The organism is Pseudomonas edaphica (genome assembly GCF_965277385.1).
GTDB lineage: Bacteria > Pseudomonadota > Gammaproteobacteria > Pseudomonadales > Pseudomonadaceae > Aquipseudomonas > Aquipseudomonas edaphica.
Genome location: NZ_OZ255725.1, coordinates 5,581,257 through 5,607,167, shown reverse-complemented (window position 1 = coordinate 5,607,167; position 25,911 = coordinate 5,581,257). Strand labels below are relative to the sequence as shown.

Annotated in this window: 23 protein-coding genes; 10 read left to right on the top strand and 13 right to left on the bottom strand. The window is 61.2% G+C overall.

The window, feature by feature from the left end:
- Positions 1-48: 48 nt before the first annotated feature.
- From ACQY47_RS25570 to ACQY47_RS25555, 4 genes are all read left to right on the top strand, one after another.
- Positions 49-303, top strand: a complete 255-nt coding sequence (locus ACQY47_RS25570) for a hypothetical protein (protein ID WP_017136281.1) — start codon at positions 49-51, stop codon at positions 301-303.
- A gap of 337 nt (positions 304-640) precedes the next feature.
- Positions 641-985: a hypothetical protein gene (locus tag ACQY47_RS25565; protein ID WP_428552945.1), complete on the top strand. Its 345-nt coding sequence runs from the start codon at positions 641-643 to the stop codon at positions 983-985.
- Positions 986-1,390: 405 nt separating this feature from the next.
- Positions 1,391-2,254 carry a LysR family transcriptional regulator gene (locus ACQY47_RS25560; RefSeq protein ID WP_428552942.1) on the top strand — a complete coding sequence of 288 codons (864 nt, stop codon included), beginning with the start codon at positions 1,391-1,393 and terminating at the stop codon, positions 2,252-2,254.
- A 58-nt stretch (positions 2,255-2,312) separates the two neighbouring features.
- A complete protein-coding gene (locus tag ACQY47_RS25555) occupies positions 2,313-3,317 on the top strand; it encodes a LacI family DNA-binding transcriptional regulator (RefSeq protein ID WP_138450709.1) in 1,005 nt (334 codons plus the stop codon).
- Here the strand turns inward: ACQY47_RS25555 and ACQY47_RS25550 are convergent.
- The 6 genes from ACQY47_RS25550 to ACQY47_RS25525 form a co-directional block, all read right to left on the bottom strand.
- Complete coding sequence (locus tag ACQY47_RS25550) at positions 3,314-4,039, bottom strand: SDR family oxidoreductase (protein ID WP_099549978.1); 726 nt, start codon at positions 4,037-4,039, stop codon at positions 3,314-3,316. The two genes, ACQY47_RS25555 and ACQY47_RS25550, sit on opposite strands and share 4 nt — an antisense overlap.
- 136 nt (positions 4,040-4,175) lie before the next feature.
- Positions 4,176-5,708: an FGGY-family carbohydrate kinase gene (locus ACQY47_RS25545; RefSeq protein WP_428552938.1), complete on the bottom strand. Its 1,533-nt coding sequence runs from the start codon at positions 5,706-5,708 to the stop codon at positions 4,176-4,178.
- Positions 5,709-5,711: 3 nt separating this feature from the next.
- A complete protein-coding gene (locus tag ACQY47_RS25540; RefSeq protein ID WP_169988701.1) occupies positions 5,712-6,791 on the bottom strand; it encodes an alcohol dehydrogenase catalytic domain-containing protein in 1,080 nt (359 codons plus the stop codon).
- A gap of 26 nt (positions 6,792-6,817) precedes the next feature.
- Positions 6,818-7,810, bottom strand: coding sequence for an ABC transporter permease (locus ACQY47_RS25535; RefSeq protein WP_428552934.1), 993 nt, complete (start codon positions 7,808-7,810; stop codon positions 6,818-6,820).
- Complete coding sequence (locus tag ACQY47_RS25530) at positions 7,776-9,284, bottom strand: sugar ABC transporter ATP-binding protein (protein WP_428552931.1); 1,509 nt, start codon at positions 9,282-9,284, stop codon at positions 7,776-7,778. The genes ACQY47_RS25535 and ACQY47_RS25530 overlap by 35 nt, the downstream gene beginning before the upstream one ends.
- A 63-nt stretch (positions 9,285-9,347) precedes the next feature.
- Positions 9,348-10,271 (bottom strand): substrate-binding domain-containing protein, encoded by a 924-nt coding sequence (locus ACQY47_RS25525; RefSeq protein ID WP_428552928.1) that lies wholly within the window; start codon positions 10,269-10,271, stop codon positions 9,348-9,350.
- Between the two features lie 290 nt (positions 10,272-10,561).
- Between ACQY47_RS25525 and ACQY47_RS25520 the strand changes: the two genes are divergently transcribed.
- Positions 10,562-11,233, top strand: coding sequence for a sterol desaturase family protein (locus tag ACQY47_RS25520; protein WP_428552925.1), 672 nt, complete (start codon positions 10,562-10,564; stop codon positions 11,231-11,233).
- Positions 11,234-11,235: 2 nt separating this feature from the next.
- Positions 11,236-12,336, top strand: a complete 1,101-nt coding sequence (locus ACQY47_RS25515; RefSeq protein WP_428552922.1) for an SMP-30/gluconolactonase/LRE family protein — start codon at positions 11,236-11,238, stop codon at positions 12,334-12,336.
- Between the two features lie 50 nt (positions 12,337-12,386).
- Here ACQY47_RS25515 and ACQY47_RS25510 read toward each other — a convergent pair whose 3' ends face one another.
- The 6 genes from ACQY47_RS25510 to ACQY47_RS25485 form a co-directional block, all read right to left on the bottom strand.
- Positions 12,387-13,829 (bottom strand): hypothetical protein, encoded by a 1,443-nt coding sequence (locus tag ACQY47_RS25510; protein WP_170040452.1) that lies wholly within the window; start codon positions 13,827-13,829, stop codon positions 12,387-12,389.
- Between the two features lie 123 nt (positions 13,830-13,952).
- On the bottom strand, positions 13,953-14,330 hold the full coding sequence (locus ACQY47_RS25505; protein WP_017139558.1) for a hypothetical protein: 378 nt from the start codon (positions 14,328-14,330) through the stop codon (positions 13,953-13,955).
- A 2-nt stretch (positions 14,331-14,332) separates the two neighbouring features.
- Complete coding sequence (locus ACQY47_RS25500) at positions 14,333-15,322, bottom strand: hypothetical protein (protein WP_428552918.1); 990 nt, start codon at positions 15,320-15,322, stop codon at positions 14,333-14,335.
- A gap of 139 nt (positions 15,323-15,461) precedes the next feature.
- Complete coding sequence (locus ACQY47_RS25495; RefSeq protein ID WP_428552915.1) at positions 15,462-16,526, bottom strand: lipocalin-like domain-containing protein; 1,065 nt, start codon at positions 16,524-16,526, stop codon at positions 15,462-15,464.
- The gene (locus ACQY47_RS25490) at positions 16,516-18,978 is read right to left on the bottom strand and encodes an FtsX-like permease family protein (protein WP_428552912.1); all 2,463 of its coding nucleotides are present in this window, start codon (positions 18,976-18,978) and stop codon (positions 16,516-16,518) included. The genes ACQY47_RS25495 and ACQY47_RS25490 overlap by 11 nt, the downstream gene beginning before the upstream one ends.
- A gap of 1 nt (position 18,979) precedes the next feature.
- Positions 18,980-19,636, bottom strand: a complete 657-nt coding sequence (locus tag ACQY47_RS25485; RefSeq protein ID WP_017139562.1) for an ABC transporter ATP-binding protein — start codon at positions 19,634-19,636, stop codon at positions 18,980-18,982.
- 275 nt (positions 19,637-19,911) lie between these two features.
- Here ACQY47_RS25485 and ACQY47_RS25480 point away from each other — a divergent pair, with 275 nt between their 5' ends.
- The 3 genes from ACQY47_RS25480 (at position 19,912) to ACQY47_RS25470 (ending at position 23,976) form a co-directional block, all read left to right on the top strand.
- Positions 19,912-20,586, top strand: a complete 675-nt coding sequence (locus tag ACQY47_RS25480; protein WP_026013879.1) for a histidine phosphatase family protein — start codon at positions 19,912-19,914, stop codon at positions 20,584-20,586.
- Between the two features lie 187 nt (positions 20,587-20,773).
- The gene (arnT, locus tag ACQY47_RS25475) at positions 20,774-22,432 is read left to right on the top strand and encodes a lipid IV(A) 4-amino-4-deoxy-L-arabinosyltransferase (RefSeq protein ID WP_017139564.1); all 1,659 of its coding nucleotides are present in this window, start codon (positions 20,774-20,776) and stop codon (positions 22,430-22,432) included.
- 26 nt (positions 22,433-22,458) lie between these two features.
- The gene (locus ACQY47_RS25470) at positions 22,459-23,976 is read left to right on the top strand and encodes an ArnT family glycosyltransferase (protein WP_428552907.1); all 1,518 of its coding nucleotides are present in this window, start codon (positions 22,459-22,461) and stop codon (positions 23,974-23,976) included.
- Between the two features lie 34 nt (positions 23,977-24,010).
- Here ACQY47_RS25470 and ACQY47_RS25465 read toward each other — a convergent pair whose 3' ends face one another.
- Positions 24,011-24,907 (bottom strand): hypothetical protein, encoded by an 897-nt coding sequence (locus ACQY47_RS25465; RefSeq protein ID WP_428552904.1) that lies wholly within the window; start codon positions 24,905-24,907, stop codon positions 24,011-24,013.
- A gap of 579 nt (positions 24,908-25,486) precedes the next feature.
- Between ACQY47_RS25465 and ACQY47_RS25460 the strand changes: the two genes are divergently transcribed.
- Complete coding sequence (locus tag ACQY47_RS25460; protein ID WP_285679315.1) at positions 25,487-25,789, top strand: DUF6124 family protein; 303 nt, start codon at positions 25,487-25,489, stop codon at positions 25,787-25,789.
- Positions 25,790-25,911: the final 122 nt, after the last annotated feature.

Sequence of the window (25,911 nt, the reverse complement as noted above, 5' to 3'; positions counted from 1 at the left end):
CTTTTTTTGTTGCGCGGGTTGTTTTAGATGCTATTTACAAGGACTTTTATGGCGAGTGCAGTGCTCGCCGTCCTGCCGGTTATGGTCCATGCCACAGCGTTGGACTTGAGCTACGAAGCGCCTGTGCTTGAGGCGGTGCCACACGATGCACCGGCGACGGCGAAATCGTTGTTCCCGGTTCAGACCCAGGCGCCGGTGACGTTTGAGTACAAGTGCAAGGGGCCGCGTTGTCAGTATGAGGATGACCTGGAGCAGCGGCACGAAGACCAGACCACGCAGAGTTGGTCCATCGGTATTCACTAGGGTTCGGCCTGCCTTGGGCTGAAATGCGATCATCAACTGTGGGAGCTGGCTTGCCTACGATAGCGGTTTGCCGGGGTGTTTGGTCGGGGTACATATCCATTGCTGCGGTAACGGCGGCCTATGGTTCCGCTCTTACAGCGGCTCACTTTTTGAAGGACCAAAAAGTAAGCAAAAAGTCCTCGCCCCAACACTCGGTGCCTCGCTGTGGCTCGGCATGCCCGCAATCCGACAGTGATTTGGGGGGCCGCCGCGATGGGCCATCCTTGGCCCAGCGCGGCTAAACCGGCATCCCTGCCGGTTTACCCCCCAAATCCCTGTCGAATTCCGGCCATCGTGTTTGACGGGGCGATTTCAGATCAAGATCAAGATCAAGATCACAAGCGCAGATCAAAAGACCGCTGACTTCGTCATCGAAAAGGATGTAAGGGCCGGAGCAACAGCAGCAGCAGCAGCAGCAGCAGCAGCAGCAGCAGCAACAGCAACAGCAACAGCAACAGCAACAGCAACAGCAAAGCCATACTCGGTCAAAGGTGGGAGCTGGCTTGCCTGCGATGGCATCAACTCGGTGTGCCTGATGTACCGAGGTGTCTGCATCGCAGGCAAGCCAGCTCCCACAGAAAAGCAGCTCTTCAGTGTATGCAAATCCGCCTTCCGCCTTCCGCCTTTCGCCTTTCGTTTTTGATTCAACCACTCAGGTCGGCTACTAGGCCGCCGTGCTCTGCTTTTGATCTTGCTTTTGATCTGAGGCGCCCCGTTAACCACGATGGCCGAACGCAGGCTTGAATCCGTGGGTAACCCGGCAGGACGCCGGGTTAGCCGCGCTGGGCCAAGGATGGCCCATCGCGGCGGCCCACGGATTCAAGCCGGAGTGCGGGCACACCGAGCATTAGCGAGGTGCCGAGTGGTGGGGCGAAGACCTTTTGGTTACTTTTGGGGCGTTTGCCAAAAGTGACCCGCTGTAAGAGCGGAACCATAAGCCGCCGTGACCTAAATAACGGATATACACCCAGCCCCCCAACAAACCCACACACACCCCAGTTCCAAGCACATTCCATTACACTGTCCCCCATTCATCCCCGGGGGCTTCATGGACATCGAACTGGCACGCACCTTCCTCGAAATCACCCGCTGCGGCAGCCTGGCCGCGGCAGCCGAGAAACTGCACGTCACCCAGACCGCCATCACCGCACGGGTCAAAAGCCTGGAAAGCCAGTTGGGCAGCACACTGTTTGTGCGCAACCGCGCAGGCGCCAGGCTCACCGCCGATGGCGAGGCGTTTGTGGCCTACGCCAACCAATTGCTGCAAACCTGGGAAGCCGCCAAGCGCGACCTGCCGCTGCCCGATGGCTACCGCAATGTGCTGCATATCGGTGGTGAAGTCAGCCTGTGCAACCCGTTGATGCTGGGCTGGGCCAAGGCCTTGCGCGAACAGATCCCCGGCCATGCGCTGCGCACCGAAGTGCGTGAAGGTGAATACCTCTTGCGCCAACTGGAACTGGGCGTGCTCGATGCCGCGCTGGTATTCCAGCCGCAATACTGGCCTGGCCTGCAGGTCGAGCAAGTACTGGAAGAAAAACTGATCCTGGTGCAGTTAACAAGCAAACCCGCCCCTTATGTGTATATCGACTGGGGCCAGGGCTTTCGCCAGCAACACGACGCCGCGCTGCCCGACAAAGCCCGCGCCGCGTTGAGTTTCAACCTCGGGCCGCTGGCCTTGCAGTACATCCTGGAAAATGGCGGCGCCGGGTATTTTCGCACGCGGGTGGTGCAAAGCTACCTGGACAGCGGCGTCATGCAGCGCGTCCCGAAAGCGCCGGAATTCAGCTTCCCGACCTATCTGGTCTACTCACGGGCGCGGGATTCGGCGGTATTGCAACAGGCGCTGGGGCTGCTGCGCGAAGTGGTCAAGGCCGAAAGCGACTGGTCACAACGCTGGGACCCGCTGATTTGAATCACCCTACGCCCGCGCGCATGCTAGCCTGCGGATGTTTCCCAGCGCAGCCTTACCGATGAACAAGAAAAAGTCCGTCACCATCAGCGACATCGCCGAACGGGTGGGCATGACCACCATCACGGTGTCCCGCGCACTGAGCAAGCCCGACCTGGTCAAGCCCGCCACCCTGGCGCGCATTCTCGAAGTGGCGCGCGAGCTGGACTACGTGCCCAATGCCTTCGCACGCGGGCTCAAGCGCAGTGAAAGCCTGATCATCGGCGTGATCACCGCCTCGGTCGACAACCCGTTCTACAGCGAGATGATCAAGGCGATTTCCCGCGAGGCGAAGAAGCACGGCTACACCATCATGCTGGTGGACACCGATGAGCTGGAAGAACTCGAAAGCAAGGCCGTCGATACCCTGCTGGGCTATCGCGTGGCGGGGATTATCTTGTCGCCGGTCTCGGACGAACCCAGCTACCAACCCGACTATCTGGAGCGTCTGGGCAACGGCAAAACTCCGGTGGTGTTGCTCGACCGCACGATCCACGACAGCCCGTTCAGCCGCGTGGTGCTCGACAACTACCACAGCGGTATCCAGGCGGCGCACTACCTGCTGCGCCAGACACCCGACCTTAAACGCCTGCTGGTGCTGACCGGCCCGCAGCACTCACGTATCACCGTGGAGCGCCTCAAAGGGTTGCGCGAAGTGCTGGCTGAACACCCCCATGTTCAGGTTGAAGTCCAGGCCGGTGACTACACGCTGATGCCGTCTTACCTGCACACTCTCGACTACCTGGCCGAGCACTCGGCGCCCGATGCGATCATGGGTTTCAACCAGTTGATCACCCTCGGCGCCCTGCGTGCCTTGCGCATGCACAACATCCCCCACGACAGCCTGACCATTTGCGGCATCGACCGCCTGCCCTTCGCCGATATCTTCGGCGTGCCGATCGCCTGCGTGGCCCACGACGCCTCACTGGCCGGCAGCAGCGCGGTACGCCTGCTGCTTGACCGTTTGCAAGACCCGTACAAGCCACGGGACAAAGTGGTGATCGCCGGCGTGCTGGAAAACGGCTAGCGGCTGGTGTAGCCGCCATCGATCGGCAGGCTCACGCCGCTGATCATGCTGGCGGCATCGCTGAGCAGGAACAGCACCGGCAATGCGACTTCCACGGTTTGTGCGAAACGCCCCAGTGGAATGGCCGCCAGCGCCGGGTCGCGTTTGGCCGGATCCGACCAGGCCTTTGTCGCCATTGGCGTAAGTGTGACCGTGGGGTTGACGCTGTTCACACGAATGCCAAAGCGGCCCCACTCGGCGCACTGCACGCGGGTGATCGCGTCCAGCGCGGCCTTGGAGGCGCAGTAGCCGAGGTGATCGTCCAGCGCCACCAGTGACGCCTGGCTTGAGACATTGACGATGCTGCCGGGGATTTTCGCTTCGATCATTTTTGCCGCCACTCGGCTGGCGACCTGTGCGGCGGCGCGGGCGTTGACCTGCATGACCTGATCGAACGCCTCCGCGCTGATGGCGGCGGCGGGCTCCAGGCGTGAGATACCGGCGCAGTTGACCAGGCCGTTCAGCGGCGGCAAGTCTGACAGGGCTTTGTCCAGGGCGATGCTGTCGGCGATATCCACGCATAAGCTGTTGCAGCCCAGCTGTGACAAGGCTTGCGCGTCGCGGCCAAGGGCGAAGACTTCGGCACCGGCGGCAATCAGCTGTTGAGCGATTTCGCGACCGATGCCGCTGCTGGCGCCGGTGACGAGAATGCGCTGGCGGGTGAAGTTGAAGGTGGTGGTCATGGTCACTTCTCGATAAACACTGAAGATCCCTGTGGGAGCTGGCTGCCTGCGATAACGGTGGGTCAGTCAGCACATTTTTCACTGATACACCGCTATCGCAGGCAAGCCAGCTCCCACATTTTTGATCTGTGTTGGGTCAGTTGGTTTGCAGGCTATGCATGATCGGCTTGAGGGCCGGATACAGCTTCAGGTACTCGGCAAACGCCCGGTCATACGTCATGACATTCTCGCGCTTGGGCTGCGCCCGCAGTTCCAGCTGCACCCAGCCTTTGTCCATCTCGTCATCACTCACCAAGCCCACCGTATGCGCCGCCAGCAACGCTGCGCCCAAGGCCGCTTCCACCTCCTGCACAATGGTGTAGACCGGGTAGCGCGTGACATCGGCAATAATCTGCATCCACAAATCCGAATGGCTCGCGCCTCCCACCACAATCAAGCGCGGGTCCAGCGAATGCGCGCCCTGGGTACCGGCTTCAATGTTGTGGCGCAGGGCAAAACTCACGCCTTCAAGCACCGCGCGGTACAGGTGAATACGGCTGTGATACAGGTTCAGCCCGACAAAGCTGCCGCTGGCGCGGTCGTCCCATACCGGGCTGCGTTCGCCCATCAGGTACGGTAAAAACAACAAACCTTCGCTGCCCGCCGGAACCTGAGTGGCGCTCTGCTCCAGCAACACCAGGCTGTCCTGGCCGCTGGCTTGGGCCTGCTGTTCTTCGGCCTGGCAGAACTGCTCGCGAAACCAGCTGACCGACGCCCCGGCGGTGATCGCGCCGCCAAAGATGTACAGGTCTTGATGGCCGTTGTAGACGTGAGGCATGCTCACCAGGCCGTGGTGTGCGTCCACGTGCTGGTTCAAATACCCCCAGCACATACTGGTGCCGATCATCGCCACATGGTTACCCGGCTGCGTAACACCCGCTGCCAATGTCGCCATCGCCGCATCCACACCGCCGGCCAGGATTGGCGTGCCGGCCTGCAAGCCCAGGCGCGTGGCCCAGCTTTCAAGCAAACCGCCCACCACCTCACCGGAATACACCAACCGCTCGGGCATCATGGCCTGTGGAATGCCCAGCGCATCGAGCATCTCGACGGACCAGCCGCGCGCCTTCACATCGTAAACCCCACCGATATTGCCGGCGCTGCTATGGTCCACCGCCAGTTCGCCGGTAAGGCACCAGTTGATATAGCTGTTGGGCGGCAGCAGGTAGCGCGTGTCTGCCCACACCTGCGGCTGATGCTGCTTGAGCCAGAGCATCTTGGTGAAGCCGTAATAGCTGTCCACCGAGTTACCCGTTACTTCGAACAAGCGTTCCTGGTCCAGGTGCTCACGCACCCACGCCACCTGCTCGCCGGCGCGCCGGTCCATCCAGATAAGGCACGGGTGCAGCGGCGTCATCTGCACGTCAACGGCAATCCCCGAACCGCCATACAGGCTGCTGATGCACATCGCCTTGACCTGCCCGGCCGCCACACCGGACTTGGCCATGCACTGCGCCACACACGCCTCGACGGCCTCCAGCCACACCTGCGGCCATTGCTCGGCCCAGCGCACTTTCGGGGTATCGACGCGATACCCCTGGCTGTGCTGGGCGATGATCGTACCTTGACCATCCACCAGCAGCGCCTTGGTGCTCTGGGTTCCTATATCGACACCCATTACGTAGTTCATAGATCAAATCACCGGCTTCAACAGCACCTTGATCGATTTGGTTGAGTTGGCCAAGGCGAAGGCCTCGGCAAAATCATCCAGCGGGAAGTCATGGGTGACGATGCCCTTGGACGTCACCAGGCCGCGCTCAAACAGGTCGATAGCGATCGGGTAGCAATACGGGCCGAGGTGCGCGCCGCGCACATCCAGCTCCTTGCGGTCGCCGATGATCGACCAGTCGACGCTGGTTTCGGCGCCAAACACACTGAACTCGACAAAACGCCCGAGCTTGCGGATCAAGTCCAGACCCTGGGTCACGCCCGCCGGCACGCCCGTGGTTTCGATGTACACGTCGCAACCATAGTTATCGGTGAGGCCGTTGATGATCTCGCGGGCATTGTCGCGGGACGGGTTGATCACCACGTCGGCGCCAAACTGCTTGGCCAGTTCCAAACGCTCGTCGACCATGTCGATCACCACCAGTTTTTTCGGGGTTTTCAGTGCAGCCACCTGGACCATGCACAGCCCCAGCGTACCGGCACCGGCGATCACCACCACGTCATCGAGCTGGATTTCGCCACGGTTGACGGTGTGGATCGAACACGCCATCGGCTCCACCAATGCGGAGTCTTCCAGCGACACCGACTCGGGAATCTTGTGCACGATGGCGGTCTTGGGAATGCGCATGTACTGGGCCATGCCGCCTTCGGCGACTTCACGCTGGAAGCCGAAGATATTGTGCACTTCACACATCCAGTACTTGCCCGACTTGCAGAAGCGGCACTTGCCGCACGGCACGATCTGCTCGGCGATCACCTTGTCGCCCACCGCGACTTCAAAGTGTTCCTCGGCGCCCTCGCCCACCTCTTCCACGTAGCCGAAAAACTCATGGCCCGGCACCACCGGCGCCTTGACCCACGGGTTATCGCCACCCCAGAACATCGCCGCGCCGGAATGGCACTTGCAGTCACTGGCGCAGATGCCGCAGGCGGCAATGCGGATCACCAGTTCATTGGGGCGCGCCTTGGGTTTGCCGATGCGCTCCAGGCGGTAGTCTTTCGGGCCGTGGCAAACGACGGCTTGCATCTCGGTGTGCTTGTCCATGTGTTCGGTCCTTTCTTGTCAGGTGTTTATTTATGGCGCTGACGGCTGATGAAAATCGCCAGCAAAATGATCCCGCCCTTGATCACGCTCTGGACGTAGGGCGAGACCCCGAGCATGTTCAATCCGTTATTGAGTACGCCCAGCAGCATCGCGCCGAGCAAGGTGCCGACAATGACCCCGCGCCCGCCGGCAATCGACGCACCGCCAAGGACCACCGCCGCAATCGCATCCAACTCGAACGACACGCCGGCATTCGGCTGGCCGCTCATCAAGCGTGAGGTGAGCACCAGACCGGCAATCGCTGCGGTCAGGCCGCTGATGCCGTACACCAGCAACTTGAAGCGCGCCGCCCGCACGCCCGACAAACGCACCGCTTCTTCATTGCCGCCGATGGCGTAGATGTAGCGGCCGATGCGCGTGTGTTGCAGCAACACATAGGCGGCAAAGTAGGTGACCAGCATGATCAGGATCGGCACGTCGACGCCGAACAGGCTCTGGCGGCCGAAGAAACCGAACCACTCCGGCAACCCCGAAATCGGGTAGCCGTCGGTGTACATCAGGCCCAGGCCACGGGCGATGCCCATGGTCGCCAGGGTGACGATGATCGGCGGCATATGCAGGTAGGCGACGAACACGCCATTGCCGATGCCGAAGGCCACGCCGATCAGCATGCCGGCGCCAATCGCCAGGCCCGGCGGCAGGCCCGCGACCATCAGCCCTGCGGTCAAGGTGCCCGACAGCGCCATCACCGGGCCTACCGACAGGTCGATGCCACCGGTGAGAATCACGCAGGTCATGCCCACCGCGATAATCGCGTTGATCGACACCTGGCGTGCAATGTTCGACAGGTTGCTGGTGGTGAGGAAGTTATCGCTGGCGAAGATCATCACCAGGGTCACCACCACCAACCCCACAAAGGGATAAAACGCCGGCGAGCGCACCAGCCGCGCCAGGTTCAGGCGCAGTCGGCGGGTGTCGCCGGTATTAATGGACCTGTTCACTTGAGCCCCCTGTTGCATGGCGCATGACCTCTTGTGGGTTGACGGCGGCCGCTTCCAGCAGCTTGACGATGGCGCCCTTGTGGAACACGGCGACGCGGTCGCACATGCCAATGACTTCGGGCAGTTCGGAAGAAATCATGATGATCGCGTAGCCTTGTTCGGTGAGGCTGCGCATCAGGGCGTAGATCTGCGCCTTGGCGCCGACGTCGATGCCGCGGGTGGGTTCATCGAACACCAGCACGTCGCAGTGGTGGTTGATCCAGCGTGCAATCACGACCTTTTGCTGGTTGCCGCCGCTGAGGTTGAACACCCGGCTTTCGCTGCTGGGCGCCTTGATCGACAGCTGGCGCATCAGCGCATCAACGCTGGCGCACTCTTTGCTCTTGTCGATCAGGCCCGTGGCATTCTGGTATTTGGGCAGGTTGTTCAGGGAGATGTTTTCGCGAATGCTGAAATCGGTGATCAGCCCTTCGCTCTTGCGGCTTTCCGGGAGCAGGCCGATGCCGTGGGCCAAGGCTTGCGCCGGGTCATCGAGGGTGACTTTCTCGCCGCGCAACCACACGTCTTTGCTCACCGACGGCAGTGCGCCCATCATGCCCAGCGCCAGCTCGGTGCGACCGGAGCCGACCAGCCCGGCAAAGCCGAGGATCTCGCCCTTGTGCAACTGAAAGCGGTTGTGCGGGCCGTTGCGCACCAACTGGATGTCCTTGACCTCCAGCAACAGCGGGCCACGCTCCTTCGTGGGTTTGGGTGGAAAACTGTTTTCCAGGCGCCGGCCGACCATCATTTCGACGAGCCGGTCGATATCGCTGTCGGCCACATCGGTCACGCCTACGTTACCGCCATCGCGCAGCACGCTGATGCGGTCGCACACCTGGAAAATCTCCTCCAGGTGGTGAGAGATAAAGATCACCGCCACACCCTGGCGCTTGAGTTCGCGCATGATCTCGAACAGCAGTTCGGCTTCGCTGGGCGTGAGCGTAGCGGTCGGTTCATCGAGTACCAACAGGCGCGCATCCAGGGCCAGGGCCTTGGCGATTTCGACGAATTGCTGCTCGGCCACGCTCAGGTGCTTGATCGCACATTGCAGGTTGATACTCACGCCCAAGCGCTTGAACAACGCCTGGCTGGCCTCGACCATTTCACGTTTGCGCAGCAGGCCGAAGCGGTTGCTCAACTCATGCCCGAGGAAGATGTTTTCCACCGCCGTGAGATAGGGAATCAGGCTGAATTCCTGGAACACAATGCCGATACCGGCGGCGATCGCATCGCGGTAAGTGGCAAACTTTTGCACCTGGCCATCGATTAAAATCTGCCCTTCGTCCTGATGCTCGACGCCGCCGAGGATCTTCATCAGGGTCGACTTGCCCGCGCCATTTTCACCCAGCAACGCATGGATTTCGCCGCGCTCGACCTGCAGGTTGATGGACTTGAGGGCTTGTACGCCCGGATAGCGCTTACAGATATTTTCCAGCTTCAGAAGACTGCTCATGCCGCCGACCTCGTATTCAGAAGGAGACCTCAAGCCCCACGGTTCACGTGGGGCCGGGGCGATTTACCAGCTGAAGTCCTTGGCCTTGGCCTGGTCGATCAAGGTGATGTCGACGGGAATGGTGGCCGGCACTTGCGAGCCCCACTTCTTGGCCAGGGCGATGCCCAGAGCCAGGCGGATCTGATCGCGCGGGTATTGCGCCGAGGTGGCGATGAACTTGCTGCCGGGCTTCTGGATCGCCTTGATGGCTTCCGGTGCGCCGTCGACGCTGACCAGTTTTACGTCCAGGCCGCTGGCTTCGATGGCCGACAGTGCGCCGAGGGAGCCGTTGTCATTCACGCTGAAGATGCCCTTGAGGCTCGGCTGGGCCTGCAGCATGTTTTCGGTGACGGTCAGCGCCTGGTCACGTTCCTGCTTGCCATTCTGGATGCTCACGATCTTGATGTCCGGGTGCTTGGCCACCGCTTCTTTGCAGCCGCGCACACGCTCAAGGATCGGCACCACGGCGATACCGTCGAGGATCGCGATGTTGCCTTTGTCGCCGATGTTCTTGGCCAGGTATTCACAGGCCTGGAAGCCGGCGTCGAAGTTTTTTGAACCGACAAAGGAGTCCAACGGGCCGTCGGCCTGGGCGTCCACCGCGACCACGACCACACCCGCGGCGTGCGCAGATTTGACAGCCGATTGCACGCCAACCGAGTCGGTGGGGTTGATCAGCAGGATATCGATGCCCTTTTGCAGCATGTCTTCGACATCGCTGACCTGCTTGGACACGTCATGGCGGGCGTCGGTAATGATCAGCTTCGCACCGATGGTTGCGCCGGCTTCTTCCAGGGCGTTTTTCATGGTGACGAAATAGGGGTTGTTGATTTCCTGGAAGGAAGCGCCGATGCGGATCGGTTTGGCGGCGTCGGCAAACGCTGCGCTGGTGGCGCCGAGGGTGATGCTGACAGCCAGTAAACACAGGGTTTTCGGGAGCATTTTCATGGCGTGGTTCTCTGTTTTGTTTTTATTTTTAGAGCAAATGTTATCGATAACATTTTGCGAGAAGCTAGCAAGTAAATCAGGCCTGTGCAAGCCCCCGTCGGTCGCCCGCGGTTCAAGTGTGGGAGCTGGCTTGCCTGCGATAGCATCTACTCGCTCTACCTGACACACCGAGGTGTCTGCATCGCAGGCAAGCCAGCTCCCACACTTAAACCGCGTACTGCGCAAAAACTCGCACTATCTCGCGTACCAACTAAGCTCAGGCTCCAACAAAAAAACCAGAGCTTGCCGCCATGGCCCATCCCACCGAGACCTTCCGCGCCGGCTACCGCGCCGCCGTGAGCGCCCGATACAACCCCTGGCTGCACGCCAGTTTCGTGATGGGCTACGGCATCGTCTGCATCGCCCTGGCCTGGTCCTCCACCGCGCACATCACCGCGCTCCAGTGGCTCACCGTGCCGCTGACGCTGGTGTTCTTCAACCTGTGCATCTACCTCGTACACCGCCACCTGGGTCATCACAAACACAGCCTGGCCCGGCTGTTCTATGCGCGCCACACGGGTGACCACCACAGTTTCTTTACTCCCGGCCACATGACCTACGACAGCCCGCGAGACTGGCGTGTGATTCTGTTCCCGGCCTGGCTGATCGTGCTGCACAGCCTGACGATCACCCTGCCCGCCTGGTGGCTGCTCAAACAATTGAGCCCCAACGTCGCCGGGTTGTTTGCCGGGTGCATGATCCTTGGGTATTTACTTTACGAAGTGTTTCACGCCTGCGAACACCTGCCCGCCGAGCACCCGGTGGCGCGCTTGCCATGGATTCGCCAGATGCACCAGTTACATGCCCTGCATCATCGCCGTGAGCTGATGCAGGGGCGCAACTTCAATATCGTCCTCCCCCTGATGGATTACCTGTTCGGCACCCTGCACTGGGAGCCGAACGCCCACGACAACCAGGAATAGTCATGAGTACCCGCCCCAAAAAACTGCGCCATTTGCTGTTCGTACTGCTGCTTGCAGTCATCGCTTTTCTGCTGCTGATGCCCACCAAAGTGCAACCGGTGAACTGGTCGCCGCCCACGGCGCCCTCGCTCAAAGACGGCGCCTACGCCGAGAACCAGCGGCTCAAGGGCATTGAAAAAATCGGCGCACAGGACATCGCCGGCCCCGAAGCCTTGCTGCTCGACCCCCAGGGTTTTCTGATCAGCGGCCTGCAAGACGGGCGCATCATCCGCACCTCGCCGGACAGTCACACCCTGGAAGTGCTCGCCAACACCGGCGGCCGCCCGCTCGGCCTGGCGTTGCACCCGGATGGGCGCTTGATCATTGCCGATGGGGTCAAGGGGTTGCTTGCCCTGGATGCCAATCGCCAACTCAAGCCATTGAGCAGCAGCGCTGACGGCGTACCCTTTGGCCTCACCGACGATGTGACCGTCGATGCCAGCGGGCGCTATGCCTACTTCAGCGACGCATCAAGCCGCTGGGGCTATGGCCAGGACGGCACAGCAGTGATTGAGCATGGTGGCGACGGCCGGTTGCTGCGCTATGACTTCAGCAACGGCACCACAGAGGTGTTGCTAGACCGGCTGCAATTTGCCAATGGCGTGACCCTGGGGCCGGATGAAAACTACGTACTGGTGAATGAAACCGGCGCCTACCGTATCAGCCGCTACTGGCTCAAGGGCGAGCGCAGCGGCACCCATGACCTGTTTATCGACAACCTGCCGGGCCTGCCGGACAACCTCAGTTTCAATGGCCGCGATCGCTTCTGGGTTGCCCTGTATTCGCCGCGCAACCCGTTGCTGGACGGTTTCGCCGGCTACCCGCTGTTGCGCAAGGTGATGGTGCGCGCACTGATGGTGGTGCCCAAGCCCATCGAGCGTAAAGCCTTTGTGCTGGGGCTGGACATCGATGGCAAGGTCATCGCCAACTTGCAGGATGGCACTGAGGGCAATTTCTCGCCGGTCACTACCGCACGCGAATACGGCGACTGGTTGTACCTGGGCTCGCTCACGAGCACCAGCATGGCGCGCCTGCCGTTGAAGCTGGCGCTGGCCAGCGAATAACAAAAAGGGGCAGCCTGTTCAGGCTGCCCCTTCTGATTTACATCACGGTATCAATGGATGATGTCCTGGGTGCAGATGTGCCCAAAGGTCACATACTGCACGTTATCACCGCCGACACCCACGCCCGGGAACTCGTCCAGCTCAATACGCCAGCCGCCGAAGTTGAAGGTGGTGTCCCAGGTGTACTGCACGCCGGTGCTGCTGTCCGGGTACTGCACACGGTTATCGCCAAAGCAGGTACCGAGCGCAGCACTGGCCTGGGATGTGCCGGCACTGTTGGTGGTGGCCTTGAAGTCGGTCCAATGGAACTCGGTGCCCTCAAAGCGCTTGTCGACACGCAGCACAGGTGTGACGCCCAGCAGCGGCGCGCCCGTGGAGTCGGACCAGTTGGTGGTCCAGTTCAATGTGCGCCCCGCCTGCGTCGCCATCCAGAATATCGATGCCGGCACCCGCACGATGTTGTCACCGGTTACCTGCGAGCTGTTCAGCCGTGGCGCAGAGCCGAGGCTCAACTTGTAATATTTGCTTGGATCCTGCGTCACGGCCGGGTTGGCCCGCACACGCACCTTGACGGTCGTACCCGGCGTGACGCTCGGGTAGGTGGACGTAGAGCCGGCCGGTACGACGATCCAGTTGACGCCATCAAAGCGCTCGAAGATCCATTGGTTACGGCTGCCACTGTCATCGCCTGCCAGGTACATGCTCACGGCCTGGCCACGCACGGCCTTGAAGTCGAAGTAATCGACGTCGTTGGCGTTGTCCAGGTTGCCGCTCACCTTGTTCATGGTGTCCGGCAGCGCAAAAGCATCTTGCGGCGTGTCATTGGGCTCGAAGGCATCGATGTTGGTGTCTGCCGCCACGCCGAAACTGAACTGCGCGTTGGTGGCGGTCTTGGCCACCATGTACCAGTAGTAGTCACCAGCCGGCAGCACGCCGTCGATGTATTCATCGGCATTGCCGGCGTTATCAGCGGTGGCCAGCAGTTGCAGGTTGCCTTGGCCGTCGTCGCGGAACAGGCTCAGCGACATGTCGGCGCCGGCACTCTGGTTGATCAACTGCACCAGCACCCGCGCGCTTTTTGGCAGGTTGAAGTGGTAAGGGAAATCCTGGCCCGTTTGCACTTCGCTGATGGTGTAGAGGGTGTTGATATCCAGGGTCGGAAACAGCGGAACAAAGTCGGCGACCGCTGCACTTTTCAGCTCGCTCTGATTCGGCTTTTTCAACGTGCCGATAACGGTGTTGAACGGAGCGGATTTGGCAGCCTTGGTAGCCGCCTTGGCCTTGCCGTCCCGTGCATCCAGCAGCTTTTGCCGCAGCGCCTCCGAAATCGGCACCGCAGTGAGCGTGCCGCCAGGTTTGAGCGCGTCAATCTCGCTTTGGCTGACTGTGCCGGGGGTGAGTTTGGGAAGGTTCAGGTCGGCCAGGGCAGAGGCCGAGATAAAGCAGGAGGCCATCATGGCCGCGCCCAGCATAAGGGCTTTGGTTGGTTTCATTTTTTATCCATCCATAGTTAAAAAATTGATGCTCAGGTGATCGGTGACATCCGGTCACCTGGGATGGAATGTAGAACAATACTGTATGCATGAACAGTATTTTTTAGAAAAAATTAACCTCCTTCAAATAGGTAAGTCACCCCACCTGCGCCAAACGGACCAGACCACGGTTGTGATCAGCCAGGTAAACCCCAGGTAATAGGGCCATAACACCCAGCGTTTGAGCGCTAAAGGCACAGACGCCAGTTCGGCCTCGGTCACAACACCGGCTTTCACGTGGCGCTTTGAATCGGACAGAAACTCAAAAATCAGCAACATGCGGTACTGCCTGTCAATCCACTCCTTTCGTCTCCAAAAACGTTTGTTGCCACGAACCCGCTCGTTGTGACTGAAGTAACTTTCCACCTCATCGAGTTTTGTATATTCGGCAAAAAGCATCAGCCCCAGAACGACGAACATCCAAACAAACCACACAATTGAGTAGACCAGAAAAAAATCCATGGTTACGCGCCCTCTGGCTCGAAGATCAAATCACCATTGACCTCCAGGATTTTCCCACCCAGAAGCGCTCCATAATCACCACCTTCATTGCCTACGCCATACCCTCCAGCGGCGCCTCCAATAACGCCACAGGCAAGCGCACCATTCCCCTTCATAGAAATACCCAACACGATGTTGCATGCACGACGAGCGATGGCTGCACCATATTTTCCGCCCACAGCGGCACCTGCCACCGCCCCCACCAACCTTCCCGTTTCCACATACCTCGCCCTTCTACATTGCGCCTCCCTTCCCATCCCGCACGCCTCCTTGATCTCTAATCCTGCTGCTCCCACATCCAATGCCAACCCCACATAAGTGCCCTTCCCCAACCACTTCGACACCTGCGCCACGTCCCCGACCCGCTGCGCATACCCCGCAATCTCACCCTTATGCAGAAAGCTTTTGGTCGATATCCCTAGCACCTTCTTCAACGATTGATTGCCCCGCAACCCCGTGCCAAACCGCGCCGCGCCTTGCAGTTGCCCATCCAACTGCCGAAACAGCCCTTGGCGCTGGCGAGCAAACTCTCCCCGGTCCAACCCACCGCCCTTCAACCGCTGATGCAAGCGCTCAATCGCTTCCAGGGTCTGCGCCACCTCATCCAGATGCCGTGCCCACGCCGACGTGGCGCTGCCGATACCAATCGAGCCGTTCGCCAGCAAGCTCTGCAGCAAATCGTAGTTATTGATTACCGCCGAACCGGCCGATGGCTCCAGCCCCCAGCGAATCTGCTCGCCATAACGCATCAACCAAGCTTCTTCACTGCGACAGCTGAAGCTGAAGTCGTCAGGGATAATTACCAGTTGCCCCGGTGTTACCAGGCCAGTACGTAAGTGCCGGTTCAACACGTCAAAGTGATCAGAACGCTGACGATTTGGCGCCCCGCCCATCGCCCTGGACTTCAAACTGCCGTAGTCCGTTGTGCGGTCATTGATGAACCCCTGCGCCATGCCTTCCATCCCGGATGCAATGAAGATGGCGTCGGAATATAGGCAAGCACAGGCGGCCCGCACACAAGGGCGGGCGCGGGAAATCACATTTAGGAAGTTGCCTACTCGGCAGAGAAAAATCGCCTACAAAAACCCGCGATTAATACCCGGTCATCTCCAGATACCCCACACCACCGTCAAACTGCACCGGCCCTTCCCAGTACGGGATACTCAGGTTCATCCAGGCCTTCGGGTTGACGGCCTGTGGCGTGATATCCAGTTGCTTGCCGGGAATTTTCAGTGACCAGCGCGTAGGAACAGCGCGCCCGTCAACCTCGGTGGTGGCCAGCGGTGTGAGTTGAATATCGGCGTTATGCAGGGTCTGGGTGTGCCCTTGCTGGTCGATCCAGGTGCCGGTCAGGTAACCCGCGCCGTCTTTTTGCCGCACGCGAAACAGCATCAACTGCTCGCCACGGTCCAGGTGCAGGGAGAACCAGTCCCAGCCGGTCTGGCTCGCGGCCAGGGGCTGGCTGCTCCATTCGCGGTCGAGCCAGGCCGGGCCGCTGACCTGGTAGGTGGTGCCGTCAAGGGTGACGTTGCCTGCTGCGGTAAAAAACGGCTGGCTGTAGTAGTAGGACGCCTGGCCTTGATCGGATTTGCGGCTGTAGCCGTTATCACCTTGCAGCACCAGCGGGCGGCTGGAAGTCAGGTGCAAGTCGTAGGCAAACTGTGGGCCTGTGGCCTTGAGTTGCATATCGGCCAAGGCGCTGGCGGCATCGGGCCGGGTGGCAAAACTCCAATCGTCGAGCCACGCAGTGAATGGCGCTGCCTGGGCGCCGGCCTGGCCAACACCGCCACGGGCGTAGCGCTCAGCAGCGTAATGGCGGGTGGCGGAGGTGACGGCGGCGTGGCCCAGCCAGATCGTCGAGTCACGCCAGCCCGCGTGTACCGGCCCGGCCTTGAGCGCGTTGCGAAACAACGTCCATTGCACGCCGAACACATGGCCTTGGGCATCCTTGAGGTTGGCGGTGACGTACCACCATTCGATGCGAAAGCCGGGGTGCGGGCCGTGGTCTTCGGGAAAGCTGAAGACCTTGCCAGGCACCACCTGGGCGAAATCCGCCGCTTCACTGCCAAGGCCGGCGAAGCTTTCCTGCGGCGCGGGGGCTTTGTCGCAGGCGGTCAATAGCAACACGGCGGCCCAGCACCAGGCGTTAATCTTCATGGGCAAAGGTCCTCAGCAAATCCGCCGGGCGGCTGCGGTACAACTGCCACAGCGGCCAGGCCGAGGCCAGCAGCGTGGCAAGCATCGCCAGCCCCAGCAATTGCGCCAGCTGCCACGGGAACACTTGCAGCGGCAGGCGCCAGCCGAATGCCTGCACATTGATCACCGCGTCCAGGCACCACGCCAGCAGCAGGCCCAAGGGTAAGGCCAGTACCAGCGTCAACACCGCCAGCAGCCAGGTTTGGCCGAGGTTGAGCAGCATCAGTTGCCGGCGCGTCACGCCCAGCGCCCACAGCGGTGCGAGTTGGCCAAGGCGGCTTTGGCTCTGGGTCAGCAGGCTGATAAACAGCGCCACACCGGCGACACCCAGGGTCAGGCTGTTGAGTGCCGCGGTGGCGGCGAAGGTGCGTTCGAACACCTGGCTCGACCAGCCTTTGAGCTGCTGCTGATCGACGATGCGGCTGTCCTCCAGGGCAAAGGCGCGCCGCACCTCCTGCACCAGCGCCGGCACATTGCCGGGCAGTACGCGCAGGTTGAAGCGCGCCGGTGCCAGGCCCGGCCAGTGCGCCAGCAGGTGTTGCGAATTGACCAGCAGATGGCCCTTGGGGTTGCCGTAGTCGGCGTAAACCCCCACCACTTTTGGCGACCACACGCCTTGCGGCGTGGGGAGCTTGATGGCGTCGCCCAGGCCCACCTTCAAGCGGCGCGCCAATTGCTCGCTGAGCATCACGCTATCGCCCTCCAACAGTTGATCCCACGGTGCGCTGACGGCTTGCAGCAGCGGCCAGTGCTGGCGATAGGTCGGATCGTCGACCACCCCGAACACATCCGCCGGCCAGCCCTGCAATTGCACCGCCACCTGCCAGGTGGGCAGCACCGCCTGCACCAGCGGTTGCCGCGCCAACCAGGTGGAAAGCTGCTCGGCCTGGGCCGGGTTTTGCGGGTTGAGGTACAGCTCGGCGGTAAGGCGTTGTTCCAGCCAGTTATTGAACGTCTGGCGAAACCCCGAAGTCATGGAGCCCGCACCAATGTTCGCCGCCAGGGCCAACAGCAACGCCATCAGCGCCAGGCTCAAGGCCGGCAACTGTTGGCGGCAGTCGGCAAGAAACCACTGGCCCAACACCGAACGGCTATGTCCAAGCACCGCCGTCAACAGGCCATTGAGCACCACCGGCAGGCCGAGCGCCGCGCCCAGCAGCAAGGCTGCCATCAGCACAAACCCGGCGGCGAGGCTGTTACCCCACCACAGCGCCAGCACTGCAATCGCCAACGCAGTAGCCGCCACCCAACCCTGACGTCGCAGCCAGCGCCCGTGTGCCTCATGCCAGGCCTGGGCATTGGCCAGCGCCAGCAAGGGCAAACGCGACGCGCGCCACAGGCTGCTGGCGCCCGCCAGCAGCGCGCCGAGCAGGCTCAAGCCCAAGCCGGCCAGCCACCACCACGGGCTGAGGTTTAATTGGCCCGCCACCTCGGCGCCATACAGCCCGCGCAGGCTGGCGGCCACATCCGGGAGCAACAGGCTGGCCAGCAGGTAACCACTGATCACACCCAACACGCCACCCAGCAACGACAACACGCCCAGCTCAACCGCCAGGCTGACGATCAGCAGGCGCGCGCTGACCCCACAGGCACGCAAGGTACGCAGCAAGCCACGGCGTTGCTCCAGGGCCAGGCCGATGGCGGCGTGGACAATAAACAGGCCGACTACAAAGGATAAAAAACCCAAGGCATCGAGGTTCAGGTGAAAGCTCTCGGTGAGGCGCGAGAGGTTGTTGTCCTCGCCTTGCTTGAGTTGCAGCGCGGCGGGAGGCGTCGGGTGGGTGGCGGCAAATGCCTTGTCCACCAGCAGGCGCGACAGACGCCCCGGCATGTCCAATAACGGTTGGGCGAAGCCGATATCGGTCAGCAACAGGCCGGGAGCCATGTCAGGCTGAACCTGCAATGGTGGCAACCGTTGCCCGTTCGCCGTCAACGGTCGCGCACCGGCCTGCAACCCCAACGCCTGCAAGGTTTGCGCGGCGATCCAGGTTTGCCCAGGCGGGTTGAAAAACCCGAGCATCTGCGCCTGGCTCAAGCGCTGCCCCGCCACGGCACCGCCAGCGGGCAAGGACAACGGCTCGATGCCCATCAATTGCAGGCGCAGATCTTCATGCCCCTTGAGCTGCAGCCGCCCCTGCACCACCGGCGACACCGGCCAGCCGGCGCGGCGCAGTTCGGCAAACAGCGCTTGCGGGAAGCTCGCGCTGTCCGGCGCAGTCAGGCTGGCTTGGGGCTCACCGCCGATCAATTGGCTGGCACGTGCATAGCTGTCGCGCGCCTGGCTGTTAAGGGCTTGCACGCCGGTCAACAACGCGGTGGCCAGCCACAAGCCGGTGAGCACGCTGAAGAACTGCACCGGGTGTCGTCGCCAATGGCTCAACAATGCGCGCAGTGCCCAATAAAATACCCTCATCTCATGCGACCACACGACCACGCCGCAACACCACCTGGCGGTCCAGGCGCGCGGCGATGCGCGGGCTGTGGGTGACCATCAACAGACTGGTGGGGCTGTCTCGCAGCAGGTCCAGCAGCAATTGCAGCACGTCATCGCTGGTGGCCTCGTCGAGATTGCCGGTGGGTTCATCCGCCAGCAACAAGCCGGGGCGCGAGGCCAACGCACGGCCCACTGCAACCCGCTGCTGTTGGCCGCCGGAGAGTTGTTCGGGATAACGCTTGAGCAAATCGCCCAGGCCCAGGCGCTCAACCAGTTGCGCCTGCCATTGCGGGTCGAAGCGCCCGGCCAGACGTGCCTGGAACGCCAGGTTGTCGTCGACACGCAAACTGCCGATCAAGTTGAACTGCTGGAACACCAGGCCGATTTCGGTACGCCGCCAATGCGCCAGTTGCGCCTCGCTCAGTTGGTCCAGGCGCTGCTCGCCCACCTGGACAGTGCCACTGTCCACACGGTCGAGCCCGGCGACCAGATGCAGCAACGTACTTTTTCCGCTGCCGGACTCGCCCATCAGCGCCAGGCTGCTACGCTCTCCCAGGTACAGGTCGACACCCGCCAGCACCGGCAGTGGACCTTGCGGGGTGGCGTAGCTTTTAACAACACCTTGCACCTGCAACATAAACACGCTCGTTTAAAGGACTGCAAACGAGCATAACGGCTGGTTGACGGCCCCACGCAAATTTTTCACATGGATTTCACCGCTTGCCCACCCTCGCCCCTCTAAATTGCCCGCCATGCGTCGCTAGACGGCAACTTGTTAGTTACCGCCCACGGCAACTTTTAACCGTCGGATGTTCAGCCAAAAGACAGCAGCGCTATGACACGCTCCGCTTCAACTACGGGCATCCGTCAGTGCGTTGCGCCTATTTGAATAAAACACTGAAGACAGTGCCCATGGTGAATGATGTGGTTGACCTTACCCTGACCAAACCGCGCTCACGCCGGGGCTATCTCAAGCGCCTGCGAAAATGGTGGGCGGGCCTTGCCGTTATCGGCTTGCTGCTCGCCGGTTTCCTGGTGTGGCCGTTCTCGCCGCGCGACCTGAGCGTCGGCAATCGCCTGCTGACCTCGCAAGTGCTGCCGGCCTGGCGTAATGGCGACCTGATCGTGCTGGTGCGTCACGAAGAGCGCTGCGACCGCTCGCCCAATGCCTGCTTCGGCGCACCTGAAGGCCTGACGACCGTCGGCACCCAACGCGCTGAAGAAGTGGGCAAGGCCTTCAAACTACTGGGCCTGGAAAACAGCGACATCGTTGCCAGCCCGGCCTTGCGCACGGTACAGACCTCGCACTTCATGTTCGGCAAAGCCGAGCTGACCGCTGGGGAAAAGACCATCTGTGGCGAGGACATCGATGAAGAACTGCTCAGCCGCAAACGACCTGGTCGTAACCTCGTTTTTGTCACCCACAGCGGCTGTATTGCCGACTTCGAAAGCGCCCTGGGCTACCCCCATGCGACGTTCTCCGAGTACGGCAGTGCCCTGTTCGTGCGCGTACTGGCCAACGGCAAATTCGAGACGCTTGGCATCATGAAAGGCCCCGCCTGGGCCGCCGTACTTAAAAAGCTATAGACACTTTTTTACCTATAACTTTCTTCATGTTCAGCAAAACGACAGCCCTGTTCTGGCATGTTCAACTGCGCCCGCTACTATTGGACGTCATGAATACTTTCATCGACTTAGTGAACTTAGTGATTCTTCCTACAAACTTTTACACATCTGCTTACTTCGCCATTAAACGTCAAGGAGCGACGTTTTCATGACTCGACTGCTTAAACCCCTACCTCTGTTGCTACTGGCCTTCGCGGTATTCTATCTACTGCCCATGGGCCTGCACGGTTTGTGGATCCCGGATGAAACCCGCTACGCCCAGATCAGCCAGGAAATGCTCCAGAGCGGCAATTGGGTCGCACCGCACTTCATGGGTGTGCGCTATTTCGAAAAACCCGCCGCCGGCTATTGGCTGATCGCCCTCGGGCAGGCGGTGTTCGGCGAAAACCTGTTCGGTGTGCGTGTGGCTTCGGCCTTGACCACCGGCCTGAGCGTGGTGCTGGCCTACCTTATCGCCCGCCGCCTGTGGAACGACCCACGCAAAAGCTTCGCCTGCGCCCTGCTCTACATGAGCTTCGGGCTGGTGGCTGGGCAAGCAGGTTATTCCAACCTCGATCCGCAATTCACCTTCTGGGTCAACCTCAGCCTGGTAGCGCTGTGGTTTGCCCTCGACAGCCGCACGCCGCGTAGCCGCCTGGGTGCCTGGGCAGTGTTGGGCGTGGCCTGCGGCATGGGCTTTATGACCAAGGGCTTTCTGGCCTGGCTGTTGCCCGTGCTGATCGCCGTGCCCTATATCCTCTGGCAGCGCCGCCTGGGCGAACTGTTGCGCTACGGCCCGCTGGCCATTGTGGTCGCCGCGATCTTGTGTGTGCCGTGGGCCTTGGCCATTCACTTGCAGGAGCCTGACTACTGGCGTTTCTTCTTCTGGCACGAGCATATCCGTCGCTTCTCTGCCGACAATGCCCAGCATGCGCGGGCCTGGTGGTTCTTCCTGCCGATCATGGTGGTCGCCTGCCTGCCCTGGGCGGCGTTGCTGCCGGCCACACTGATCAAAACCTGGAAAGACAAAGCCCAGCCGGCCATCGTGTTCCTGGCGCTGTGGCTGCTGTTGCCCCTGGCCTTCTTCAGCATGAGCCGCGGCAAATTGCCGACCTACATCATGCCGTGCCTGCTGCCACTGGCCTTGTTGATGGGCCACGCGCTGATCGACTTGATCCAGCAAGGCAAGGCCCGCGCGATCCTGATCAACGGGCTGGTAAACGCCGTGATTGGCCTGGCGGCGATGGTGGCATTGATCTACCTGCAAATCAGCAACCCGATGTACGGCAACAGCCACGCGGAGATGTTCAGCCTGTCCCTGGCGTTTATCGTGTTGCTGGCCTGGATCCTCGCCAACCTGCTGCAAGCGCTGCGCCCGCTGACCCTGTGGGCAATGCCGGCACTGGGCATCGGTTTGCTGGTGGCGTTGCTGCCGGCGGGCATGCCGGAAATGATCACCGATACCGAAATGCCCGACCAGTTCGTGCTTGAGCATCTGGATGAATTGCAACAAACCCATGCTTTGATCAGCAACGAGTTGGGCTCTGCATCGGCCTTGTCCTGGCGCCTGGGTCGCACGGAAGTGGCGTTTTACGACACCGAAGGCGAGCTGCGTTATGGCCTCAAGTACGCCGACTCGGTGCACCGCAAGGTCGACCTGGACAGCGTGCAGACCTGGCTTGCGCAGGCGCGCCAGCAAGGTTCGGTCGGTGTGCTGATGCGCGTGCGCAGCACCAGCGAACACCGCGAAGAAGGGCAACTGCCACCGGGTGGCAAGCGCTATCGCAAAGGCGCCCTGCTCTTGATTATTTATCCGCAGCTTCCCTAACGTAACGTCTGCCTTGAGAGCCGCCCATGAGTGTCTTCAAAACCGAACGCGGCGCCCTGGTGCTGCTGCTGGGCGTCTCGGCGCTGCTCCTGCTGCTGGGCCTGGGCAGTCGCGACTTGTGGGGGCCGGAAACCCGCTGGGCCAACATCGCGTTGCAGATGCTGCAAAGCGGTGATTACTTCGACCCCTACCTCAAGGGCGCGCCCTACTACGACAAACCCCTGCCCTCCTACTGGCTGATCACCGGCTTCGCCAACCTGATGGGCGGGCTTGGCCCCTGGTCGCTGCGTTTGTCGTCGGTGATTGCGGCGTGGCTGAGCATCTGGCTGGTGTACCTGATCGGCGAACGCCTGTTTCGCAAAGGCACCGGGCTGATTGCCGGTTGGATGCTCGCCACCACCTTCTACTTTCTGTTCTGGGCGCGCGTGGCCACGGCCGATATCCTCACCGTGTGCGGCGTGCTGGCGGCGGTGTGGTGGTATTGGCGCGGGCCGGACGACACGCGGCTGGGGCGCTACACGGTGTTTTTCCTGCTGCTGGCGGCCACCTCGCTGTTCAAAGGTTTGATCGGTTTTGTGCTGCCGGGCCTGGTGCTGCTGCCGCACCTGCTCAGCGAGCACCGCTACAAGCGCCACCTCAACCTGCGCCTGCTGCTGGCCATGCTGATTGCAGCGGCGTTTTATGCGATTCCCTTCGTGCTGTCCCACCTCTACGGCGCGCCGACTTACGGCGAGAGTGGCCTTGAACTGGTGTTCAAGGAAAACGTCGTGCGTTTCTTCGACCCGTTCGACCACATGGGGCCGATCTACACCTACCTGATCTACCTGCCCGCCTACACCTTGCCCTGGGCACCGTGCTGGTTGCTGGGCCTGTGGCTGGCGCTGCGCAACTGGCGCCACACGCCACCGAACGTGCGCTGGCTGGTGTGGGGCCTGGGCCTGCTGTTTGTGTTCTTCACCGCCAGTGGCAGCCGGCGCAGCTACTACGTGCTGCCGCTGGTGCCTTTTGCCCAGTTGTTGGCGGCCTGGTGGTTGAGTGAACGCCTGGAGCAAAAAACCGCCAGCTGGCCGCGTTGGCAAAAAGGCTTCGGTTTCACCGCAGGCTTGCTGCTGCTGGTGCTCGGGGGCGTCTATCCCTGGGTCACCGGCAACGGCGGCGTGACCCGCTTCGCCGACGATGTACAAGCCGAGGCGACCAAAAGCGCACCGTGGAATCAATGGCAGATGGTGATGGTAGAAGTCGACAACAAAGTGCCGATGTACCTGCAAAATGGCGGCAAACCGTTCTACTACGTCAGCGAGACCCAGGACTTCCCGCGCCAGGGCGACAGCGCCGCCTTGATGGCCTGGCTGGAAAAAACCAGCGGCCAGGGCTTCGACCCGCAGCACACCATTATCGTCGCGCAGTATTCCAAGGAAGACCCGACGCCGCTGGCCTACCTGGGCGCGGATCACACGGTGATCACCACGCAGCCGGATAATGGCGAGCGGTTGTTCCAGAAGCGCTCGGGTGGCAGCGTGGCGTTTATTCCAACGCCACGCTGACGGCATTATCGGCGTCACCCTGCCTGGAACGCCGCTAGCGCTTCTCAAACACGGCATAACCGACATAAGCAAAATCCGACAGCCGCCGCGCTTCAGAACCGGGGTAAGTGAAATGCTCACGCGTCAGATAAGACGCAGGAAGATCAGGAACGTCCTCCACCCTTCCGTCTATTTCGCCGTTACTGGCCGTGGAATGGGCGCCGCCTTGCTGATCAATGAATTCAAGGAGGTGTTCAGCATTCGCGGCACTGGCTGCGCGAACATCGGCGGGTAACCGGGGGTCGTTCCAGTCACCGCCTACGAGCACTTTGAAGGCGAGCCGTTCGTTCGCGTCGAGCACGTTATCAAGTGCCTTGAACAAGGGATTCACAGTGATTGCCTGCACCGCGCGTCGGTCACCTGCTGCGCGGCCGTGGGGGGCAGGCTTTGGCCAGACGAGCCCACGACCGCCCTCCCCCAGTACGCGGTAGCCTTGCTCGGCGAACTGAGTCAGGCGGTCCACCTCGGACGCAAACCCCTTTATACCCTGCACGTCCAGGCGCCCATCCCCTGGATAACTGCCTTTGACCCGCCGCAGACAGGGGTCGTTGTCGATGTGGTGGATCACCCGCGCCAGGCGATACATGGCGTCGGCGCGCGACACGGGGTCTGGGTTGGCGGCGGTAAAGTCGCCCACCTGTCGCTTCAAGTGGGTGATCAATCGGGTTTGGCGCTCACGCCTTTGTGGGTTCCAGCCATAGGCTCGCGACATGATGCCCGTGCCCAGCATGGGGTTGTCCTTGTAGATCTGCGTCGCTGAGCGTTGATCATCCGCCGGCCGTGTTTGCGCGCGCGTCGGCAGGCTGGAGGTGTCGGCCTCTGTGCGAGGGGCAGGCAACGTCGGCGCGCGCGTCTGTATGAAAGGCTGAAAGTGTCCAAGCGTTGGGGTCATGAGCCAGGTTGTCCATCAAAATCCAACGGCGTCGAAACGCTGACGCCGACGTTTCAGGCGAAACTGCACAGTGTGTTGGTGGTGACGGCAAAAAAGGTTCCATCGGAACCTGCGGTTGATGGCGATCGTTCCCACGCGCAGCAAAGGAACGCCTCTTGGGACGCGCTGCGTCTCTCCACCATTGCGCACTTGCGACGCGGAGCGTCGCGGGCTGCATTCCCACGCGGAGCGTGGGAACGATCAAATCGGAACCTGCGGTTGATGGCGTTTGGTCATGGTTTGTAAAGGGCCAGCAAGGCATGTCCCTTTTAATTGCAGGACGTTTCCTAGACAATCCCTGGCGCCTTGTGCCTGTTGGAATCGATGGCTAGTCTGCGATCCGTCACTGCTTATCAGTGATCGGGTTTAGTCGCTCGGGTCTCATATGGCGCATGGTCCTCCGTGAAGTTTTATGGTGGCTGTGCGTAGGGCACCTTCGGGTGCGCCGGTTTTCCATGTGGCCGGTCGACTAACCTGCGTACAGCCGCCACCCTCGTTTAGTCGCGAAGGGTGTCAGCTCCAACCATGTGGAGTTACACCATGAAAAAAACTGTTCCAGACCCACCTCGCAACGCCACCAAAGACCGCGCCGCCTTCAATCGCGCCATCGACCATTACCTGCCCTCCAAAGGTGTTCAAATCGAAGACCTGAGCTTCGAAGATGCCCTGCTCTACACCGCCAGCTTGCTCGACAGTGCTTCAGCGACCGCGCTCAATTGCGGCGATCTGCTGGCCAGTCCCCAGCGGGCGAAGATTCTAGCGGTGTGGCATTTGCTGGAGGTGGCCAAGACCACGGTGGACCGCTCTATCGAGTGCCTGAATCCTTCAAAACCAACCGCCTGACTGTGGTCTAAAAATGTGGGAGCTGGCTTGCCTGCGATAGCCAAGTCTGTGGCAGGTGGGCTGTTGTGGCGAGCAGGCTTGTCCTGCGTTGGGCTGCGAAGCGGCCCCAGTAAAGGCACTGC